This is a genomic window from Nocardia sputorum, from assembly GCF_027924405.1.
In the GTDB taxonomy this organism is placed as follows: domain Bacteria; phylum Actinomycetota; class Actinomycetes; order Mycobacteriales; family Mycobacteriaceae; genus Nocardia; species Nocardia sputorum.
This window is the reverse complement of the sequence record NZ_AP026978.1, coordinates 944,854-962,507: the sequence shown is the minus strand read 5'-3', so window position 1 is coordinate 962,507 and position 17,654 is coordinate 944,854. Positions and strand designations below refer to the sequence as shown.

15 protein-coding genes and 1 pseudogene are annotated in these 17,654 nt (G+C 68.4%); 11 read left to right on the top strand and 5 right to left on the bottom strand.

Annotated elements, in window-relative coordinates; translation table 11 throughout:
* The first annotated feature begins 14 nt into the window (after nucleotides 1-14).
* The 4 genes and pseudogenes from QMG86_RS04280 to QMG86_RS04270 all read left to right on the top strand — a co-directional run bounded on the left by QMG86_RS04280 (nucleotide 15) and on the right by QMG86_RS04270 (nucleotide 1,263).
* A pseudogene (locus QMG86_RS04280) lies at nucleotides 15-452 on the top strand (ADP-ribosylglycohydrolase family protein).
* Nucleotides 443-673, top strand: a complete 231-nt coding sequence (locus QMG86_RS04275) for a hypothetical protein (RefSeq protein WP_281877809.1) — start codon at nucleotides 443-445, stop codon at nucleotides 671-673. The pseudogene QMG86_RS04280 and the gene QMG86_RS04275 overlap by 10 nt, the downstream one beginning before the upstream one ends.
* A gap of 15 nt (nucleotides 674-688) precedes the next feature.
* Nucleotides 689-943: an ADP-ribosylglycohydrolase family protein gene (locus QMG86_RS33520; RefSeq protein ID WP_350356365.1), complete on the top strand. Its 255-nt coding sequence runs from the start codon at nucleotides 689-691 to the stop codon at nucleotides 941-943.
* Nucleotides 922-1,263, top strand: a complete 342-nt coding sequence (locus tag QMG86_RS04270) for a 3'-5' exonuclease family protein (RefSeq protein WP_281877808.1) — start codon at nucleotides 922-924, stop codon at nucleotides 1,261-1,263. The genes QMG86_RS33520 and QMG86_RS04270 overlap by 22 nt, the downstream gene beginning before the upstream one ends.
* A gap of 201 nt (nucleotides 1,264-1,464) precedes the next feature.
* Here QMG86_RS04270 and QMG86_RS04265 read toward each other — a convergent pair whose 3' ends face one another.
* Nucleotides 1,465-3,813: a nuclease-related domain-containing protein gene (locus QMG86_RS04265; RefSeq protein ID WP_281877807.1), complete on the bottom strand. Its 2,349-nt coding sequence runs from the start codon at nucleotides 3,811-3,813 to the stop codon at nucleotides 1,465-1,467.
* 40 nt (nucleotides 3,814-3,853) lie between these two features.
* Nucleotides 3,854-4,486: a TetR/AcrR family transcriptional regulator gene (locus QMG86_RS04260; RefSeq protein ID WP_281877806.1), complete on the bottom strand. Its 633-nt coding sequence runs from the start codon at nucleotides 4,484-4,486 to the stop codon at nucleotides 3,854-3,856.
* A gap of 70 nt (nucleotides 4,487-4,556) precedes the next feature.
* On the opposite strand from QMG86_RS04260, the gene QMG86_RS04255 reads away from it, so the two are divergent.
* From QMG86_RS04255 to QMG86_RS04235, 5 genes are all read left to right on the top strand, one after another.
* Nucleotides 4,557-6,086, top strand: coding sequence for a flavin-containing monooxygenase (locus QMG86_RS04255; protein ID WP_281877805.1), 1,530 nt, complete (start codon nucleotides 4,557-4,559; stop codon nucleotides 6,084-6,086).
* The gene (locus tag QMG86_RS04250; RefSeq protein ID WP_281877804.1) at nucleotides 6,083-6,913 is read left to right on the top strand and encodes an SDR family NAD(P)-dependent oxidoreductase; all 831 of its coding nucleotides are present in this window, start codon (nucleotides 6,083-6,085) and stop codon (nucleotides 6,911-6,913) included. The genes QMG86_RS04255 and QMG86_RS04250 overlap by 4 nt, the downstream gene beginning before the upstream one ends.
* Nucleotides 6,914-6,928: 15 nt before the next feature.
* Entirely contained in the window at nucleotides 6,929-7,846 is a 918-nt protein-coding gene (locus QMG86_RS04245; protein ID WP_281877803.1) for an alpha/beta hydrolase, read from the top strand.
* A gap of 119 nt (nucleotides 7,847-7,965) precedes the next feature.
* Nucleotides 7,966-9,759: an AMP-dependent synthetase/ligase gene (locus QMG86_RS04240; RefSeq protein WP_281877802.1), complete on the top strand. Its 1,794-nt coding sequence runs from the start codon at nucleotides 7,966-7,968 to the stop codon at nucleotides 9,757-9,759.
* Between the two features lie 129 nt (nucleotides 9,760-9,888).
* Nucleotides 9,889-11,694, top strand: coding sequence for a molybdopterin-dependent oxidoreductase (locus QMG86_RS04235; RefSeq protein WP_281877801.1), 1,806 nt, complete (start codon nucleotides 9,889-9,891; stop codon nucleotides 11,692-11,694).
* A 107-nt stretch (nucleotides 11,695-11,801) separates the two neighbouring features.
* Here QMG86_RS04235 and QMG86_RS04230 read toward each other — a convergent pair whose 3' ends face one another.
* The 3 genes from QMG86_RS04230 to QMG86_RS04220 all read right to left on the bottom strand — a co-directional run bounded on the left by QMG86_RS04230 (nucleotide 11,802) and on the right by QMG86_RS04220 (nucleotide 15,363).
* Complete coding sequence (locus QMG86_RS04230) at nucleotides 11,802-13,283, bottom strand: DHA2 family efflux MFS transporter permease subunit (protein WP_281877800.1); 1,482 nt, start codon at nucleotides 13,281-13,283, stop codon at nucleotides 11,802-11,804.
* 11 nt (nucleotides 13,284-13,294) lie between these two features.
* The gene (locus QMG86_RS04225) at nucleotides 13,295-13,993 is read right to left on the bottom strand and encodes a PadR family transcriptional regulator (RefSeq protein WP_281877799.1); all 699 of its coding nucleotides are present in this window, start codon (nucleotides 13,991-13,993) and stop codon (nucleotides 13,295-13,297) included.
* A 479-nt stretch (nucleotides 13,994-14,472) separates the two neighbouring features.
* Nucleotides 14,473-15,363 carry a glycine betaine ABC transporter substrate-binding protein gene (locus QMG86_RS04220; RefSeq protein ID WP_281877798.1) on the bottom strand — a complete coding sequence of 297 codons (891 nt, stop codon included), beginning with the start codon at nucleotides 15,361-15,363 and terminating at the stop codon, nucleotides 14,473-14,475.
* 239 nt (nucleotides 15,364-15,602) lie between these two features.
* On the opposite strand from QMG86_RS04220, the gene QMG86_RS04215 reads away from it, so the two are divergent.
* Nucleotides 15,603-16,487 (top strand): ABC transporter substrate-binding protein, encoded by an 885-nt coding sequence (locus tag QMG86_RS04215; protein ID WP_281880766.1) that lies wholly within the window; start codon nucleotides 15,603-15,605, stop codon nucleotides 16,485-16,487.
* Nucleotides 16,488-16,499: 12 nt separating this feature from the next.
* A complete protein-coding gene (locus QMG86_RS04210) occupies nucleotides 16,500-17,648 on the top strand; it encodes an ABC transporter ATP-binding protein (RefSeq protein WP_281877797.1) in 1,149 nt (382 codons plus the stop codon).
* Nucleotides 17,649-17,654: the final 6 nt, after the last annotated feature.

Genomic DNA, 17,654 nt, shown 5'->3' with positions numbered 1-17,654 from the left:
TACCATCGGACGCGATGCACGTTGACTTGATGCTCGATTCACTCGATGGGCTGTCTGTGGGGGATGCGCTGGGTGCGGAGTTCCCCATCATGGGCCGGTCGATTCCGGATCTTCGTGCATGCGATCTCCCTGCGCGACAGTCGGGGTGGACCGACGACACCGAAATGGCCTGCACGGTGGTCGCTCAGCTCTCCAGTCACGGTGCGATCGAACAGGATCGGCTTGCCGCCGCCTTCGCGCGACGGTTCGACCCGCGCCGCGACTACGGTTTCCTGGCGGTCGACACGTTGCGTCGAATTCGCAACGGCGTGCACTGGCGGTAGGCGGCCGGAGCCGCGTTCGATGGCCAGGGATCCTGCGGCAACGGTGCGGCCATGCGGGTTGCCCCGCTGGGCGCCTTCTACGCCGACGATCCGGACAAGATCGCCGCCGAAGCGGCGCGGTGGCGGTAGCACTCGCGGCTGGTCAGGCCGCTCATGCCCGCCTGACCGGGAAGCGGCCGACATCGGACGATTTCATCACCACCATCATCGACCGCCTCGACGACGGTGAGACCAGCCGACTGATTCGCCGTGCTCGCACTTTGCTCGGAGCCTCCGCGAAGGACGCCGCGGAGGAACTCGGCAACGGATCTTTGGTCACCGCACAGAACACGGTGCCGTTCACGATTTAGGCCGCCGCAACGCATTTGGCCGATTACCCGGCCGCGATCGCCACATGTATCGCGGCGGATGGAGATATCGACACCACGAGCGCCATCGTCGGCGGCATCGTCGGCGCCTACACCGGCATCGGAATCCGCCCCGATCCGATCGCCGGGGTGCCGCATGCCTGGCTTGCCGCCCGAGAACCGTTGCCCGGCTGGTTCAACCCGCCCCTTCGAACACGACGCAAGAAATCCGCGTTCCCTCGCGTTCGAAAATGGCTGTCCGGCGCGTCGTGATTACGCCAGTCCTGTCCACGGGGGTCCTCATACGGTGGCCACCCAAACGTGGCTGTGCAGGTCCCCGGTCGCCGATCGACGAATTCTCGTCGTACATCGTTCGCGTCCACAAGATCACGCCAGACGACGTCGCCGGTCAGCCCGGCTTCGCACAGCGACTTCCCGACGTGCTCGCCGTGATCGGCGACCTGCCGGTGGCTGCGCACAATACCGCAGGGGATTGCAGCTTCGGCGGCATCGCGCAATACGGCAAGCATCTCGTTTCTTGTTCGTTGTTCGGCAGAGCATTTGCCATCTCATCTAGTAGCAGGGCCAGCTGAGTTGTGTTGAACATCGTGTCCGCGTGCGCGTGAAGACCCCGGAGTATCGAGCCTGCTGGAGCATTCTCTCGATACTTGACAAGCGTATCTTCCGCGTCTCCATATACCAGGCCGATCCGTTCGTGGATCTGATTTTGAATAATGATGTCGATTCCCAATTCAACTCCCACCGGTCGCGGCCCGCCGCATGCGCCTATGTCGTCAGCACTTGGGCGTGAACGGAGTGCACAACGGCAAAAGGTTCATGCGGCCTGGGGTTTCCGTGACCGGTGGCGGTGGCGGAACTGCCTCGGTGGTGGGCGCGGGAGCTTGCGTCGGTTGCACAGCGCCGCCCGTGGGCGAGCAGGAGGCCGCCAGGATCCAGATCACCCCGATGACGAGCACGATCAGTGCCACCGCGGCGATCTGTTGTGAGCGGTGGCCGCGTGGCTTCGATTTCTCGGAGGCGCGGCCGGGGATACGTGCGGACAGTGCGGTGATCTGGTCGCGAACCGCTGTCCGTGGACGCTCTAGCACCGCGGTCGGTGTGGGACGGCGCAGTGGCCGCGGTTCGGGGGTGGGTGTGGACCACGCGGCGGGCGGGCTCGGCTGAGGTTCCGGGGCCGGGCGCGGGCGCAGCGGGCGGGACCGGCTCGGCTGAGGTTCGGGGGTCGGGCGCGGACGCAGCGGGCGGGACCGGCTCGGCTGAGGTTCCAGGGCCGGGCGGGCAAGGGCGGGCTCGATCCACGACGACCAACTGTCCGTGAACGACGACGATGCGGGGGCCGATCGCGCGGCCGGATCGAAATCCTCGTCGGCGGGGAGAAGTTCAGGTTCAGTTCGTTCCGGTGAAGTGGGCTCAGCTGCGGCGGGGGGTATCGATGCCACGTACCCGGTCGCGAAGCGTTCCCGCACAGAGGAATTCGGCTCGGCGTCTTCCTGCGCGAACCTCGCCGCGAGGCGGCCTTCGAAGCGAGGCGGCTCCGGATGATGATCTTCTGGCACATCGGGCTCGGCGTCCGCGCGAGCGGATGCCGACCGATGCTCCCCTTCGCCGGCATATGAATGCGCTGTCGCGTCCGACGAGGCGGGCGGTGGGGGCTCCGGCGCGAGGAATTCCGGTGCAAAAGGATCTGATTCGGCAGGTTGCGTCCCCGCCGGGGCAGCGGGCACCTCCGGGGGATGCGACTCGAACGCGTCCTGGCCACCGTCTGGAACAGCCGCGGTCTCGAGCGGCTGCGGAGCCGTCGACGATGACAGGTAGACTTGCGATGCTCTTTCAGCACCCGATTGCGTCGGCGAAACAACCTCCGAACCCGCGCACTCCCCGGAACCAGCTTCAGCACCCGATCGCGTCGGCGAAACAACCTCCGAACCCACGCGCTCCCCGGAACCAGCTTCAGCACCCGATCGCGTCGGCGAAACAACCTCCGAACCCACGCGCTCCCCGGAACCAGCTTCAGCACCCGATCGCGTCGGCGAAACAACCTCCGAACCCACGCGCTCCCCGGAACCAGCGTCCGGGGCGTCGGTCCGCTCCGGCGCGGACAGCATGACAGTCCGATCTTCCTCCGAGTCCTGGTGGTCGACATCGTCAGGCTTTCCAGCGGCTGATGTCGATGCGGTGACCCGCGCTGCATCCGGAACGGCGTCCGACGGCTCGGGCACGGCACCCACCGGTGATGCGTCCGTATCAGCGGACCCGTCGACCGCTTCGGTAGACGTCCTGTCCGCGAGCTCCGTAGTCTTTCGCGTGACACTCTCCAGCGCCGCCAGCGTCCCGGCCCGCAACTTCTGCTCCGGCGGGAAACCGTCCGCCGCCAGGTCGTCGATGGTGACCTGGTCGCCCAGGTTCAAGTCGGTCAGCAGGGCGTGCGTGCGTTCGGCGGTCCAGATGAGCTTGCGGCTCGCGGTGCGGTGGAACCAGGCGCGCAGGTCGGCCTGCCCGGCTCCGAGCACCACAGCGCACCCGCGCCTGCGCGACTCGATGTTCAGCGTGAGGTTCGAGTCCTTCGGCGGCACGACGACGATCAGGCCGTCGACGAAGGCTTCCGCGTTGTGCTTGCGCACCAGCGCCTTCAAGTTGAAGACGTTGTTCGTCACCTGGTCGAACGGGCTGCTGTCGTGGTCGCGCACGTGGATCGGGTCGCCCGCGTAGCCGGACAGTCGCCAGCGGCCGTTGGCCTGCACCGACAGGACACCGCTCGTCGCCTCCGGGACGGTGCCCTTGACCTCGACCACGACCGCTGCCCTGGGGGTGATCACCACCAGATCGGCTTCTTGCGTCTCGTCCGTACGTTCGCGGTCGGGTAGATAGCACCCCGAGATCGCGAGTCCGACAATGACGTACTGGCCGGTCCAGGTCCGCATCCAGTCGAGCACGCGCTGTTCGGATCGCGGCGCCGTCGTTCGTTCATTGATGACCAACATCGGCGGCCTCCATCGCCGTCCCACACCATCGACCACACAACGGTATGCGGCGGGATTGCCGTCACAAAATCGAAAGGCACTGGAACAGCACGGTATTGGCAGCACAAGGGCATGCGGAGTGCGGCGTGTGGGCAGCGCCACAGTCGTGGCCTGTCCATCCCCGGCCACGGGAGGATCGAGGTCAACCCCGCAGCGCGGCGGCCAGAGCCGGGTCCACCGAGAACGCTATGGCGATCAGCGATTCGACCAGCAGGTCGATCAGCTCGGCACGCGGGATGGGTTCGGAGCGCAGCCAGGTGAGCGTGGATTCCTCGACGAACGCGATCCACCCGCGCATCGCGAGCATGAGGCGAGGGTGGTCGGCTTCGGTGACCGGCACTGGAGTCTCGGCGAGGATGATGCCGATGATGGCGTCGCGGGTCTGGTCGACCAGCGGGGCAAGTTCGGGGCTGACGCTGGTGGGGCCGCGCAGGAGCGCGAGGTAGGACGTGCGGTTCTCCGTGACGTACTCGATGTAGCGCTCGATGGAGTCGCGCAGCATCTCGAACAGGCCGAGGCTGCGGTCCGGGGTGACGCGCTCGAGCAGTTCCGCGTTGGCGTGGTGCACGATCGCGAGCTGGAAGTCCTGCTTGGTCGGGAAGTAGTGGAACAACAGGCCGCGCGAGATGCCGGCCTGCGCGGCGATCTCGCTGACGGAGATGTCCTCGATGGAGCGTTCGCCCAGCATCTTCGCGCCCAAGGTGATCAGTTGCTCGCGGCGCTCGTCCGGGCTCAGCCGCGTGCGCTTGGGGGCGTCTCCCTGGGTTCTGGTCACCCGCCAATCCTACTGAACGCCAGTCAATACACTGTTGACTAGCGCTCAATAGGGCCGTAGGCTCGGTTATATGAGTCGCAAGGTCACAGACAAAGCTGTCGCCGGCCGACCCACGCGCCACGCCAGGACGATCATCATCGGCAGCGGGTTCGCGGGTCTGGGTCTGGCCATCCGGCTGACCCAGCAGGGTCGCAACGATTTCCTCGTGCTGGAGCGCGGCAGCGACGTCGGCGGCACCTGGCGCGACAACACCTATCCCGGCGCGGCCTGCGACGTCCCCTCGCACCTGTACTCGTACTCGTTCGCGCTGAACCCGGATTGGTCGCGGTCGTTCTCCCGGCAGGGCGAGATCCAGCGGTACATCCAGGACGTGTCGAAGCGCTACGACGTGCGCGACAAGCACATCTTCGACTGCGACGTGACCAGCGCCCGCTGGAACAACGAGACCGCCCTGTGGGAGATCGAGTCGAGTAAGGGCAGCTTCACCGCGAACACGGTGGTTTCGGCGGTCGGCGCGCTGTGCGAGCCCGCGCTGCCCGACATCAAAGGCATCAACGAGTTCGAAGGCGAGATCTTCCACTCCGCGCGCTGGAACCACGACGCCGACCTGACCGGCAAGCGGGTCGCCATCATCGGCACCGGCGCCTCGGCCATCCAGATCGTGCCCGCCATCGCCCCGAAGGTCGGTCACCTGGACGTCTACCAGCGCACCGCGCCGTGGCTGCTGCCGCGCCTGGACCGTCCGTACACCAAGGCGGAGCGGCTCGCCTTCAAGCATGTGCCCGGCCTGCAGCGACTATCCCGCGCGGCCATCTACGCCGCGCGCGAGACCCAGGTGGTCGGGCTGGCCAAGGTTCCCGCCCTCATGCAGGTGTTCGAGGCGATCGCGAAGGCCAAGCTGCGTTACGAGATCCGCGATCCGCAGCTGCGCGCCAAGGTCACGCCGAACTTCCGGATCGGCTGCAAGCGCATGCTGATCTCGAACGACTACTACCCCGCGCTGTCGCGGCCGAACGTCGACGTGGTCACCGACGGCATCGCCGAGGTGCGCGCGCACTCGATCGTCACCACGGACGGCACCGAGCGCGAGATCGACGCGCTGATCGTGGCGACCGGCTTCCACGTCACCGACTCGCCGACCTACGACACGATCGCGGGCCGCGACGGACGCACCCTGTCGGAGGTGTTCGACGAGATCGGCCAGCAGGGCTACAAGGGCTCCTCGATCGCGAACTTCCCCAATATGTTCTTCCTGCTCGGCCCGAACGTCGGGCTCGGGCACACCTCGATGGTGTACATGATCGAATCGCAGATCAACTACGTCGCCGACGCGCTGGCCACCATCGACCGCCTCGACCTGCGTACCGTGGAAGTGCGCCGCGACGTGCAGGATGCCTACAACGCCGGCCTGCAGGCGAAGCTGGCCGGGAGCGTCTGGCTCACCGGCGGATGCTCGAGCTGGTACCTGGACAAGCACGGCAACAACACCACGCTGTGGCCGGACTGGACCTTCGAATTCCGTAGGCTCACCAGAAATTTCGACGTGGCGGCGTACGACATCTCCATCTCCCGAGAAGATCTGAAAGCAGTGGCATCGTGAGCAGTGACGCTTACTTCAAGAACAAGGTATGTGTGATCACCGGAGCCGGTTCCGGGATCGGCCGGGCGCTGGCGGTGAATCTGGCCCGGCGCGGCGCCAAGCTGGCACTGTCGGACATCGATGTCGAGGGTCTGGCCGAGACCGTGCGCCGCTGCGAGCAACTCGGCACGCAGGTGAAGTCCGACCGCCTGAACGTGGTCGAGCGTGAGGCGGTGATCCTCTACGCCGACGCGGTGAAGGCGCACTTCGGCACCGTGCACCAGGTGTACAACAACGCGGGCATCGCCCACCACGGTGAGGTCATCCGCTCGGAGTACAAGGACTTCGAGCGCGTGATGGACGTCGACTTCTGGGGCGTGGTCAATGGCACCAAGGCGTTCCTGCCGATGGTCATCGAGTCCGGCGACGGCCACATCGTCAACGTGTCCAGCCTGTTCGGCCTGATCGCGATCCCCGGGCAGAGCGCCTACAACGCGGCGAAGTTCGCGGTGCGCGGCTTCACCGAGTCGCTGCGCCAGGAGATGCTGGTCGCGCGGCATCCGGTCAAGGTCACCTGCGTGCATCCCGGCGGCATCAAGACCGCTGTCGCCCGCAACGCCACCTACGCCGAGGGCATCGACGCCAAGTCCGCCGCGTCGATGTTCGATCGGAAGCTGGCCATCCACACCCCGGACATGGCGGCGCAGACCATCGTCGAGGGCGTGCGCAAGGGGCAGGGCCGCGTGCTGATCGGCTGGGAGGCCAAGTTGCTCGACCTGTTCGTCCGGGTCACGGCGTCGGGTTACCAGCGGATCGCGGCGAACGTCGAACGTCGCTTCCTGCCCTGAGCCGAGGAGCGACGAGTGCGGGACATCGACCTTCCACTGCCCCTCGCGCGGGCGGTACTGAACCCGATCTTCCGGGTCACGCTGAACAAACGACTGCCGTTCGCGGTGCAACGCAGGCTGCTCGACGTGAGTTCGCGGGCGCAACTGCTGCCCGCGGGCGCCGTCGTGCGGCCCGTGCACCTGGGCGGCAGGCCCGCCGAGCGGATCGGCTTCGCGGACACCTCCGATCACGGCGCGGTCCTCTATCTGCACGGGGGCGGGTACGCGGTCGGTTCGCCCGCGACACACCGCTCGCTGGCGGCTCGACTGGCCCGGGACACCGGCTGCCCGGTCTACGTGCTGGACTACCGGCTGGCGCCGGAACACCCCTTCCCCGCCGCACTGGACGACGCCGAAGCGGCGTTCCTGGAACTCGTGGGTAACTCGGGGCTGCGGCCGGACCAGATCGCCGTCTCCGGTGATTCCGCGGGCGGCGGTCTGTCGCTCGCGCTGGCGCAGCGCCTGCTCGCCCGGCACGGGCAGACCCCGGCCGCGCTCGGCTTGATCGCGCCATGGGCCGACCCGAACGAGATCCCGCAGCGCGAACGCGATCTGGTGATCAACAAGCCGTGGTCCCGTGCGTGCGCGGCCGCCTACCTGGGCGATGGCGACCCGGCCGACCCGGGCTACGCGCCGCTGACCGGTGAGCTGCGCGGTCTACCGCCCACCTACGTGCAGGTGGACGTCAGCGAGCTGCTGCACCGGCAGTGCGTCGTGCTGGTCACCGCACTACGCGAGGCGGGGGTACACGTGCGCTTCACCGAGAGCAAGGGCTTGTGGCACGTCGCTCAGCTGCAGGCCGCCTTGGCGGCGCCCGCGGCGGCCGTGCTGCGCGAACTCGGTGAGTTCCTGCGCGAAGCGATTCAACCGGCGGACCTGCGCGAACTAGGATGAAAACCGAGCGGGTCCCCGGCCTGCGGTGATGTGCGGAGGCGATTGGCGGTGGTCGACCTCACGACCCTGGCGCAGGTGTCGTAGATTACTGGCGAGTAAACCCACGTGGAAGGGCACTGATGCGAGAGTTCGAAGTCCCGGCTTCCTACACCATTCCGGATGACGCGAACAATTCCGACAACGTCTTCCGCCACGCCGAGCAGTCGCCGAACGCGGTGCTGTTCAACGTGCCGAACGGCAGTGGCGGCTGGCGGGATGTCACCGCCGCGGAGTTCGCGAAAACCGTCACCGGCGTGGCGAAAGGCCTGATCGCTTCGGGTCTCGAACTCGGCGATCGCGTCGCCATCATGGCCCCCACTCGCTACGAGTGGGCCGTCCTCGACTTCGCGATCTGGGCCGCGGGCGGCTGCACCGTCGCGATCTACGACAGCTCCGCCGCCGAGCAGGCCAAGTGGATCCTGCAGGACTCGGCCACCAAGCTGCTGATCCTCGACAGCGACAAGCACCGCAAGGTGATCGACGAGATCGAGACCGGGTCGCTGCCGGATCTGCGGCAGACCCTGCAGATCGACAAGGGCGCGCTGGACGAGCTGATCGCCGCCGGCGCCGACCTGGACGACCAGATCGTGCACGAGCGCCGCGCCCAGGTCGGCGCGCAGTCGCCCGCCACTCTGATCTACACCTCGGGCACCACGGGCCGCCCCAAGGGCGTCATGCTGACCCACGCGAACCTGTACGCGGAGTCCAAGTCCGACCGGATCGCGCTGCACAAGTACGTCACCGAGGGCAAGAAGACCCTCATGTTCCTGCCGCTGGCGCACGTGTTCGCCCGCGCCGTCGCGCTGGCCGCGTTCGACGCGAAGGTGGTCGTCGCGCATACCGCCGACTGGTCCACCCTGGTCGAGCAGTTCGGCAGCTACCAGCCGCACTTCATCCTCTCGGTGCCCCGGGTGTTCGAGAAGGTGTTCAACAGCGCCAAGCAGAAGGCGCACGACGGCGGCAAGGGCAAGATCTTCGACGCCGCCGCCGACACCGCCATCGCGTGGAGTGAGGCGCTCGACAACGGCGGACCGGGCATCGGGCTGAAGCTGAAGCACGCGTTGTTCGACAAGCTGGTCTACAGCAAGCTGCGGGCCGCGCTCGGCGGCCAGTGCGAGGCGGCCGTCTCCGGCGGCGGTCCGCTCGGGGCGCGGTTGGGTCACTTCTTCCGCGGCGTCGGCGTAACCATCTACGAGGGTTACGGCCTCACCGAGACCACCGCGGCCATCTCGGTCAACACCCCGGAGCACATCCGGGTCGGCTCGGTCGGGCGGCCGATCGAGGGCCACGCCGCCAAGATCGCCGAGGACGGCGAACTGCTGCTACGCGGCTCCGTCGTGTTCAACGGCTACTGGGGCAACACGGAGGCGACCGAGGACGCCTTCGAGGACGGCTGGTTCAAGACCGGTGACCTCGGCGCCATCGACGCCGACGGATTCATCACCATCACCGGCCGCAAGAAGGAGATCATCGTCACCGCCGGTGGCAAGAACGTCTCCCCCGCACTGCTGGAGGACTCGCTGCGGGCGCACCCGCTGATCAGCCAGGTGATGGTGGTGGGCGACAGCAGGCCGTTCATCGGCGCGCTGATCACGCTGGATCCGGAGTCGCTGCCCGGCTGGAAAGAACGCAACAACCTGCCCGCCGACACTCCGATCGAGAAGCTGATCGAGAACCCGGACCTGCTGGCCGAAGTGAACGCCGCGGTGGCCGAGACCAACAAGAAGGTCTCGCACGCCGAGCAGATCAAGAAGATCCGTCTGCTGACCATCGACTGGACCCAGGAGACCGGCGAGCTCACCCCGAAGATGTCGCTCAAGCGCGCGGTCGTGATGAAGCAGCACGCCGACGACGTGGCGAGCATCTACAACTGAGCTGATCGCCTCCAGGCGCTGTCCGCGGACCTTCGCGGACAGCGCCTTTCGCGTATCACGGCTCGTTCCGTGCCCGCGCTGCCGGGAACGCCCCGGTCGGCGCGGCCGACCGGCAGTAGTCTCGTTTCCATGGCCGAATTGCGATTGCGCGTGGTGGCCGGGATCGTCTCGGCGGGCCTCACGCTGGGCGTGGCCGAACTGCTCGCGGCCTTGCTCGGCCCCGACAGCGCGCCGCTGCACCTGCTCGGCTCGGCCGTCATCGACCACACCCCCGACGGGTTGCGGGAATGGGCCATCACCACCTTCGGCACCAACGACAAAGCGGCGCTGTACCTGATCATGGGCGTGCTCGCGCTGGTTGTGGCCGGAGTGGCCGGAGCGATCGAACGGACCACCCGTGCGGCCGGGTCGTGGGTGTTCGCGGTGTTCGGGGTGAGCACGGCATGGGTGGCGGTGGCGCGCGCCGGTCTGACCGCCGCGTTGCCGACCGTCGTCGGCGTCGCCGTCGGCATCTACGCGCTGCGTGCGCTGACCCGCCGTATCGACGCGGCGGTCACGGAATCTGTCGCTGACACGCCGGTCGGCGCGACTCCGTCGACCGGCAAGTCCGCAGCGCTGACCGATGGGTCGGCGTCCACCATCGGCGGCGGGAACGGAGGTGGGCGCCGGCGTGCATCAGACATCGGCGATACCTCCGATGCGGGGGTCGGCGCAGGCACCGGTTCGGCCCCGAACGTGCCCGGAGCCGGTGGAAACACGAAAGACGTTGACGCACAACAGCATCGAACCGGTTCGGCGGGGACGGCGGACGCGACCGCATCGGCAGCGCCGCCGTCGGCGGTAGTCGACACCAGCCGATCCTCGGCCCCCGAGCGCAGGCGCGTCTTGCAGGGACTGCTGGTGGCAGGCGGATTGGCCGTGGTCACCGGCGTCGGCGGACGCGTGCTGGGCGCACGCCGCAGCGATGTCTCCGGTGAGCGAGCCGCTGTGCAATTGCCGGAACCGACCGCCCCCGCCGAGCCGGTCGCGCCGGGCGTGGATCTCCGCGTACCCGGACTGACGCCGTACCTGACTCCGAACGACGACTTCTACCGGATCGATACCGCGCTGATCGTGCCGCAGGTGTCCAAGGACGGCTGGTCGCTGCGCATCCACGGCATGGTCGATCGCGAGATCCGGCTCGATTGGTCCGAATTGGCGCGCCGCCCGGTGGAGGAACACCTGGTCACGCTGGCCTGCGTGTCGAATCCGGTGGGCGGCGACCTGATCGGGAACGCGCGCTGGCTCGGCTACCGTGTGGATCAACTGCTGGCGGAGGCGGGGCCGCACCCCGACGCGGACATGGTGCTCTCGCACAGCGCCGACGGGTGGACCGCGGGCACTCCGCTGACGGTGCTCACCGACGGACGCGACGCCCTGCTCGCGATCGGCATGAACGGCGAACCCCTTCCGGTGCAACACGGCTACCCGGCCCGGCTGGTCGTGCCCGGTCTCTACGGCTACGTCTCGGCGACCAAATGGGTGACCGAACTGGAGGTCACCCGCTTCGACCGCGCCACCGCCTACTGGACCCGCCGCGGCTGGTCGGCACGCGGCCCGATCAAGACCGGCACCCGTATCGACACTCCCCGCGCCCGGGGCCGCCTCCAGCCCGGCCGCATCCCGGTCGCCGGAGTCGCCTGGGCGCAGCATCGCGGTATCCGCGCCGTGGAAGTCCAGATCGACAACGGCCCCTGGCAGCAGGCCCGCCTCTCCGAAGAACAATCCATCGACACCTGGCGCCAATGGGTCTTCGACTGGGACGCCACCTCCGGTCCGCACACCCTCCGCGCCCGTGCCACCGACGGCGCCGGCGAAACCCAGACCGCCGAACGCCGCGACGTCATCCCCGATGGCGCCACCGGCTACCCCTCGGTGACCGTGCAGGTCGCCTGAGCGCGGTCCTCCGGTTCCTTCGATGGCCACCCGCTTGCTGCCGAGCTGGTTCCGCCGACGAACGTGCCCCGCAGAAGGATGCTTCTGCGGGGCACGGTGTCGGATGGTCAGCTCGCGACGGAGTCGACTTCGACCCGTTCTTTCTCCGGTTGTGCCGGTGCGCCCGCGCCGTGGCGGATGAACAGCACCGAGGCGACGACGCCGATGAGCAGGATCGCGGCGGGGAGCACGGTGGCCTGGCTCAATGCCGTGCTGAAGGAATCCTTGACGAACTCCGGGATGGGGCCCTGGCCCGCGCCCCCCTCGGCGACCGGGCCGCCGCCCAGCCCGTTCGCCGTCATCCGGGCCGCCACCAGTGCGCTGATCGCGGCGCTACCGAGGACGGAGCCGACTTGACGGGTGGTGTTGTAGACGCCCGCGCCCGCACCGGCCTGCTGGACCGGCAGATTGTGGGTCGCGGTCGCCGCCAGCGGAGCCCAGATGCAGGCGTTCGCGAAGCCGGCCAGCGCCGCGGCGAGCAGGAACCAGATCAGCGACGAGTCCGGCTCCATCAGCGCCGCGAAGCAGAACACCGACAGCGCGAACAACCCGAAGCCGATGGTGGGCACGATCCGCGGGTGCAGTTTGTCGGCGAACTTGCCGACCAGCGGCGCCGAGAAACCGGTCACGATCGCCATGGGCGCGAAGACCAGCGCGGACTCGGTCGGCGACATTTCCCGCACGGCCTGCAGGTAGAAGTACGTCGGCACCATCAGGGAGGTCACCGCCGCGCCCATCGCGGCGATCGCGGCATTGGACAGCGCGAAATTGCGGTCGCGGAACAGGCTCAGCGGAAGCAAGGGCTCGCCCTTGTTCCTGGCCTGGTTGACCACGAACACCGCCAGCACCACCGCGCCCGCGGCGATCAGCAGCCAGATCCGCAACGACCAGTCGTAGCTGTTGCCCTCCTGGATGCCGAACACCAGCAGGAACATGCCGATGCCGCTGAGCAGCACGCCGGGGATGTCGAACTTGTGCTCGTGGGTGGGCAGCGCGGGCACCAGCCAGACCGCCAGCGCGAAGGCGACGACGCCGACCGGCACATTCACGATGAAGATCCACTCCCAGCCGAGACCGTCCACCAGCACACCGCCGAGGATCGGGCCGACCAGCGTCGCCAACCCCGCGACGCCACCCCACAGGCCCATGGCGGCGCCGCGCCGGTCCGGCGGGAAGGTCCTGGTGATCACGGCCATGGTCTGCGGGGTCATCAGTGCGGCGCCGATGCCCTGCGCGGCGCGCGCCGCGATCAGCATGCCGATGGTGCCGGACACGCCGCACCACAGCGATGCCGCGGTGAAGACCGCCAAGCCGATCAGATAGATGTTCTTGGGGCCGAACCGGTCACCCAGCCGTCCGGTGACCAGCAGCGGCACCGCGTAGGTGAGCAGGTAAGCGCTGGTCACCCAGATCACCTGCGAGATGTCGGCGTGCAGGCTGGTCATGATCGCGGGATTGGCGACCGCGACGATCGTCATGTCCAGCAGGATCATGAAGAAGCCGACGACCAGCGCGAGCAGCGCCGGCCACGGATTGCGTTGAGTGGACATCTCTTTCGTTCCTAACTCGGATTATCCGAAAAACTCGGGAAGGGTTTCGCTGCGGTGCCGGGCGGCACCGGCGGCGACACCGCGGAGCCGGCGACGGGCTCGGCTCCGGCGCGTGCGCCGGTCTCGGGGTCGAAGTCCTCCCACTCGAGTGCGCCGCTGGCCAATTCGGCGGTGAACTCCTTGACCCAGGTGAGTTCGGCGACGAGGAGCGCCCGCAAGTAGGGCAGGGCGATCCAGTAGCGGCGCGGCACGACGTGCTCTTCGGCCCACGCGCTCAGCATGTCGGCGTCGGCCAGTTCGGTTTCCAGTACGCCGATTCGTTCGCGCAGCAGCGTGAGCGCCTCTCGCTTCGGCAGGTTGTGCAACTCGCCCAGCGCGACCGGGAAGATGGGATACTCCGGGACCGGCCGCCGCACGATCTCCGCGATCCGGTTGCGTAACGCGTCCCGTCCGCGCCCGGTGATCCGGTAGGTGGTGCGTTCGGGCCGGTTGCCCGCTCGGTCGACGCCCTCCGCGTGCACCAATTCCTGGTCCGCCAGCCGGGACACGGTGTGGTACAGCGAGCCGGGCCGCACTTTGACCAGCCTGTCCTCCCGCCGGGCGATCAGCGTTTGGAACATCTCGTACGGATGCATGGGCCGCTCCTCGAGCAGCGCGAGCACGGCGATGGCCAACGGCGTCACCGGTGGATGCGCCTGCCCTAGCCCCATGCTTGATCACCTCCGTTGCCGAATCGCCCCGGCCTCTCGGCCGCCAGCGCCGGGAGCCTCTCGCCGACCGGCACGGTATTGCCGGGCGCCGACATGCTCCACACTAAATATTCCGTGTGGAATATACGGCGTGGAACGGTTGGCCGACAAGGTGGAACGACCGGTGATGACCCACACATTTGCCGAACTCCGGTATCGCGTTCCCGAGGACTCGGCCGGTACACGACGAGAGGCCATCGAGATCGTGCGTTCTCGATGGCCTCTCGGTGTCGGTCCCGCCGAAGGTCAACGACGTCGGCGGCCTTCTCCAGCGCCGTTGCTGCCGCGGGACCGCGGGACGACGTAGCGTTCGCCGGTGGACCCTCGACGGGCCCGGTTGCCACACTATGACGCGCCTCACAGCAGCGGCAGTGTCGGATGCGACATCTATCGCTCGATTCCCGACACCATCCGGCCTCTGTCGGGATCAGGCGGGTCGACTACAAGGAGTGCTTGTCCAGCCAGGCACGCGCCAGTTCCCCGGGCGCGGCGCCTTCGTCCCGGACGCTGCGGATCATGGCCGCCAATTCGTCCGTCGTCAGTTCGCCCGCGACGTAGTTGAGCTTCTTGACCTGCCGCCGGTCGAGCACGCCCTTGCGGAACAGCGGCAGCACGTTCTCGGCGCGCACGGCGTAATCGTCGTCGGTCAGCACGGCCAACCCGTCGGTCGCGCCGGGCGCGAGCTCGGGGGGACCATCGAGGAGTCCGGCCTGCACCCGGCCCTGCAGCAGCGCTACGCGCAGCGCGGCCGGATCAGGGAAGGCCACGACGGCCGCGAAGTCGCATCCGTCGACGCGATCGCGCCCGGACGAGGGCAGCAGGCCGGACGGGGCAGCCACGCCGGCGGTCAGCCCGCCGCAGCTCGGCGCGAGATCACGCACCGAACGCAGCTTGTCCCGCACTGACACCTGTTCGGTGAGCAGCACCCGCGGCCGCAGATCGGCGCCGTCGGCGAGATCGGAGACGACCAGCCCTTCGGGCAGCACGGCGCTCACCGCGTCCGCCACCTTCTTCGGCAGCCGATCCGTCGCGTGTTCGTCGAAATGGGCCAGCAACGCGCCGGTGTGCTCGCCGACCACCTGGATCCGGTCCGCGTCGAGGGCGGCGAGGTAGTCCGCGCGGCCGCCCAGCCCCGCGGCCACGGCGGTCCGCGCACCGGTGCGAGCCAGTGCCCCCGCATAGATTTCGGCCAGCACCGAGGACTCGATCGAGTCGCCCGCGCCGACGGTGATCGACGGCCCCGGCTCGTTGTTCCCGCAGGAAGCGACCAGGGCGACGGAAGCGACGACCAGCAACCGAGCCAGCACCCGCTGTGACGCGGCCAACACCATGCGGCGACACCAACTCTCCGACGAATCGACACAGCCAACGGAAAAATCCGGAAGCGGGCAGTATGGACACCCAGAATGTACCGGCGGCCGCTCGGTGCCGAGACCGCGCCCGCCGTCCTGTCGGAAGGACTCTCGTGAAATCCACCCGCACCCCCTATGCCGCCGCGCGGCGGCCCGCCGTGCGCGTCGCGCTGCGCGCGGCCCGCGTCCTCGCCGCCGCGACCGCACTCGCCGTCGCGATGGCTCTGTCGGCTTGTGGCGATTCCGATCCACTCGCCACCGGCGGCAGCTGCTCGGGGGACGGACTGATCGTGGGATCGGCGAATTTCCCCGAGTCCGAGACCGTCGCCGAGGTGTACGCGGAAGTGTTGCGGGCCAACGGGTTCAGCGTCGAGACCAAGCTGAATATCGGCAGTCGTGAAGCCTACGTTCCCGCCTTGCGGCAGTGTGCCATCTCGGTGATCCCCGACTACACCGGCAACCTCCTGCAGTATCTGGACAAGAACGCCACCGCCACCAGCGCCGCCGATGTGGAGAGCGCGCTCGGCAAGGCACTCGGCGCCGAGCTCGCGATCGGCACGCCCGCGCCGGGCGAGGATTCGGACGCCGTCGTGGTCACCCGCGCCACCGCCCAGCGCTGGAACCTGCGCACGATCGCGGACCTGGCCGCGCACTCCGCCGAGGTGAAATTCGGTGCGCCCGCCGAATTCCAGGAGCGGCCGGGCGGCCTGCCCGGCCTGAAGAAGAACTACGGCCTGGACATCGCCGCGAACAACTTCGTGCCGATCGCCGACGGCGGCGGTCCCGCCACAGTGCGCGCGCTGGTCGAGGGTCAGGTGACCGCGGCCAACGTCTTCACCACTGCACCGGCCATCCCGCAGCACGACCTCGTGGTGCTGGAAGACCCGAAGCACAATTTCCCCGCGCAGAACGTGGTGCCGCTGCTCAACGCGAGCAAGAAGTCGGACAAGGTGCTCGCGGCGCTGAACGCGGTGTCGGCGCAGCTGACCACCGCCGAGTTGCTCGGGCTGAACGAGGCCGTCTCCGGCGCGGGAAAGACCGAGCCCAAGGCCGCCGCCGCGGCGTGGGTCGCCGCCAAGGGGCTGAACAAGCCGGTGGGCTAGAGGAGAGATTCGTTGTCCGATATCGAATTCTCCGGTATCAGCAAGACCTATCCGGACGGCACCCATGCCGTCACCGATCTCGATCTGCGGATCGAATCCGGGTCGTTCACCGTGTTCGTCGGTCCTTCCGGCTGCGGGAAGACGACGTCGATGCGGATGATCAACCGCATGATCGTGCCGAGTTCGGGGACGATCACCGTTGGCGGCCAGGACGTCTCGGCCGTCGATCCGGTCCGGCTACGCCTCGGGATCGGGTACGTCATCCAGAGCGGCGGGCTGCTGCCGCACCGGACGGTGCTCGACAATGTCGCGACCGTTCCGGTGCTGCGCGGTGACTCGCGCCGCGCCGCCCGCGCCGCGGCGCTCGAGGTGCTCGACCGGGTCGGCCTCGATCGCTCGCTGGCCCGGCGGTACCCGGCACAGCTGTCGGGTGGCCAGCAGCAACGCGTCGGTGTCGCCCGCGCGCTGGCCGCGGACCCGCCGATCCTGCTGATGGACGAACCGTTCAGCGCCGTCGACCCGGTGGTGCGCGCCGAGTTGCAGGTCGAAATGCAAAGACTGCAAGCGGAATTGCACAAGACCATCGTGTTCGTGACGCACGACATCGACGAGGCGATCACGCTCGGCGACCGGGTGGCGGTGTTCGGCCGCGGCGGGGTGCTCCAGCAGTACGACCCGCCGCAGCGCGTGCTCGCGCAGCCCGCCACCGATTTCGTCGCCGACTTCGTCGGCCGGGACCGCGGTTACCGCGGGTTGTCCTTCCGGCCCGCGAACGACGTTCCGCTGCACCGGATCCGGACGGCCGTGGCGGAAGAAGTCAAGGGGCTGCGGCTGGACGCGGGCGAGTGGGTGCTCGTGGTGGACGCGGCGAACAAGCCGGTCGGCTGGATGGACGTCACCGGAGTCGAAGGCGTCCGCGCGGGCCGCGCGCTGGCCGACAGCATGTCGGCGGGCGGCTCCCTGTTCACCCCGGCCGGTGACCTGCGCCAGGCGCTCGACGCCGCGATCTCCTCGCCCGCCGGAGTCGGCGTGGCCGTCGACGACTCCGGCGCCGTGCGCGGCGGCGTGCTGGCCACCGACGTGCTCGAGCAGCTGGCCGGGCAGCGCACGCGGGAAGACGCCGAACGCAACCGCCACTTCTTCGAAGAGCAGGTGCGCTGAGCGGCT

What these genes read in the sequence shown, in the direction of transcription:
- QMG86_RS04270 (WP_281877808.1), top strand. Translation starts at nt 922, where the DNA reads ATGGCTGTCCGGCGCGTCGTGATTACGCCAGTCCTGTCCACGGGGGTC.
- QMG86_RS04255 (WP_281877805.1), top strand. Translation starts at nt 4,557, where the DNA reads ATGAGTCGCAAGGTCACAGACAAAGCTGTCGCCGGCCGACCCACGCGC.
- QMG86_RS04240 (WP_281877802.1), top strand. Translation starts at nt 7,966, where the DNA reads ATGCGAGAGTTCGAAGTCCCGGCTTCCTACACCATTCCGGATGACGCG.
- QMG86_RS04235 (WP_281877801.1), top strand. Translation starts at nt 9,889, where the DNA reads ATGGCCGAATTGCGATTGCGCGTGGTGGCCGGGATCGTCTCGGCGGGC.
- QMG86_RS04230 (WP_281877800.1), bottom strand. Translation starts at nt 13,283, where the DNA reads ATGTCCACTCAACGCAATCCGTGGCCGGCGCTGCTCGCGCTGGTCGTC.
- QMG86_RS04225 (WP_281877799.1), bottom strand. Translation starts at nt 13,993, where the DNA reads ATGGGGCTAGGGCAGGCGCATCCACCGGTGACGCCGTTGGCCATCGCC.
- QMG86_RS04220 (WP_281877798.1), bottom strand. Translation starts at nt 15,363, where the DNA reads ATGGTGTTGGCCGCGTCACAGCGGGTGCTGGCTCGGTTGCTGGTCGTC.
- QMG86_RS04215 (WP_281880766.1), top strand. Translation starts at nt 15,603, where the DNA reads ATGGCTCTGTCGGCTTGTGGCGATTCCGATCCACTCGCCACCGGCGGC.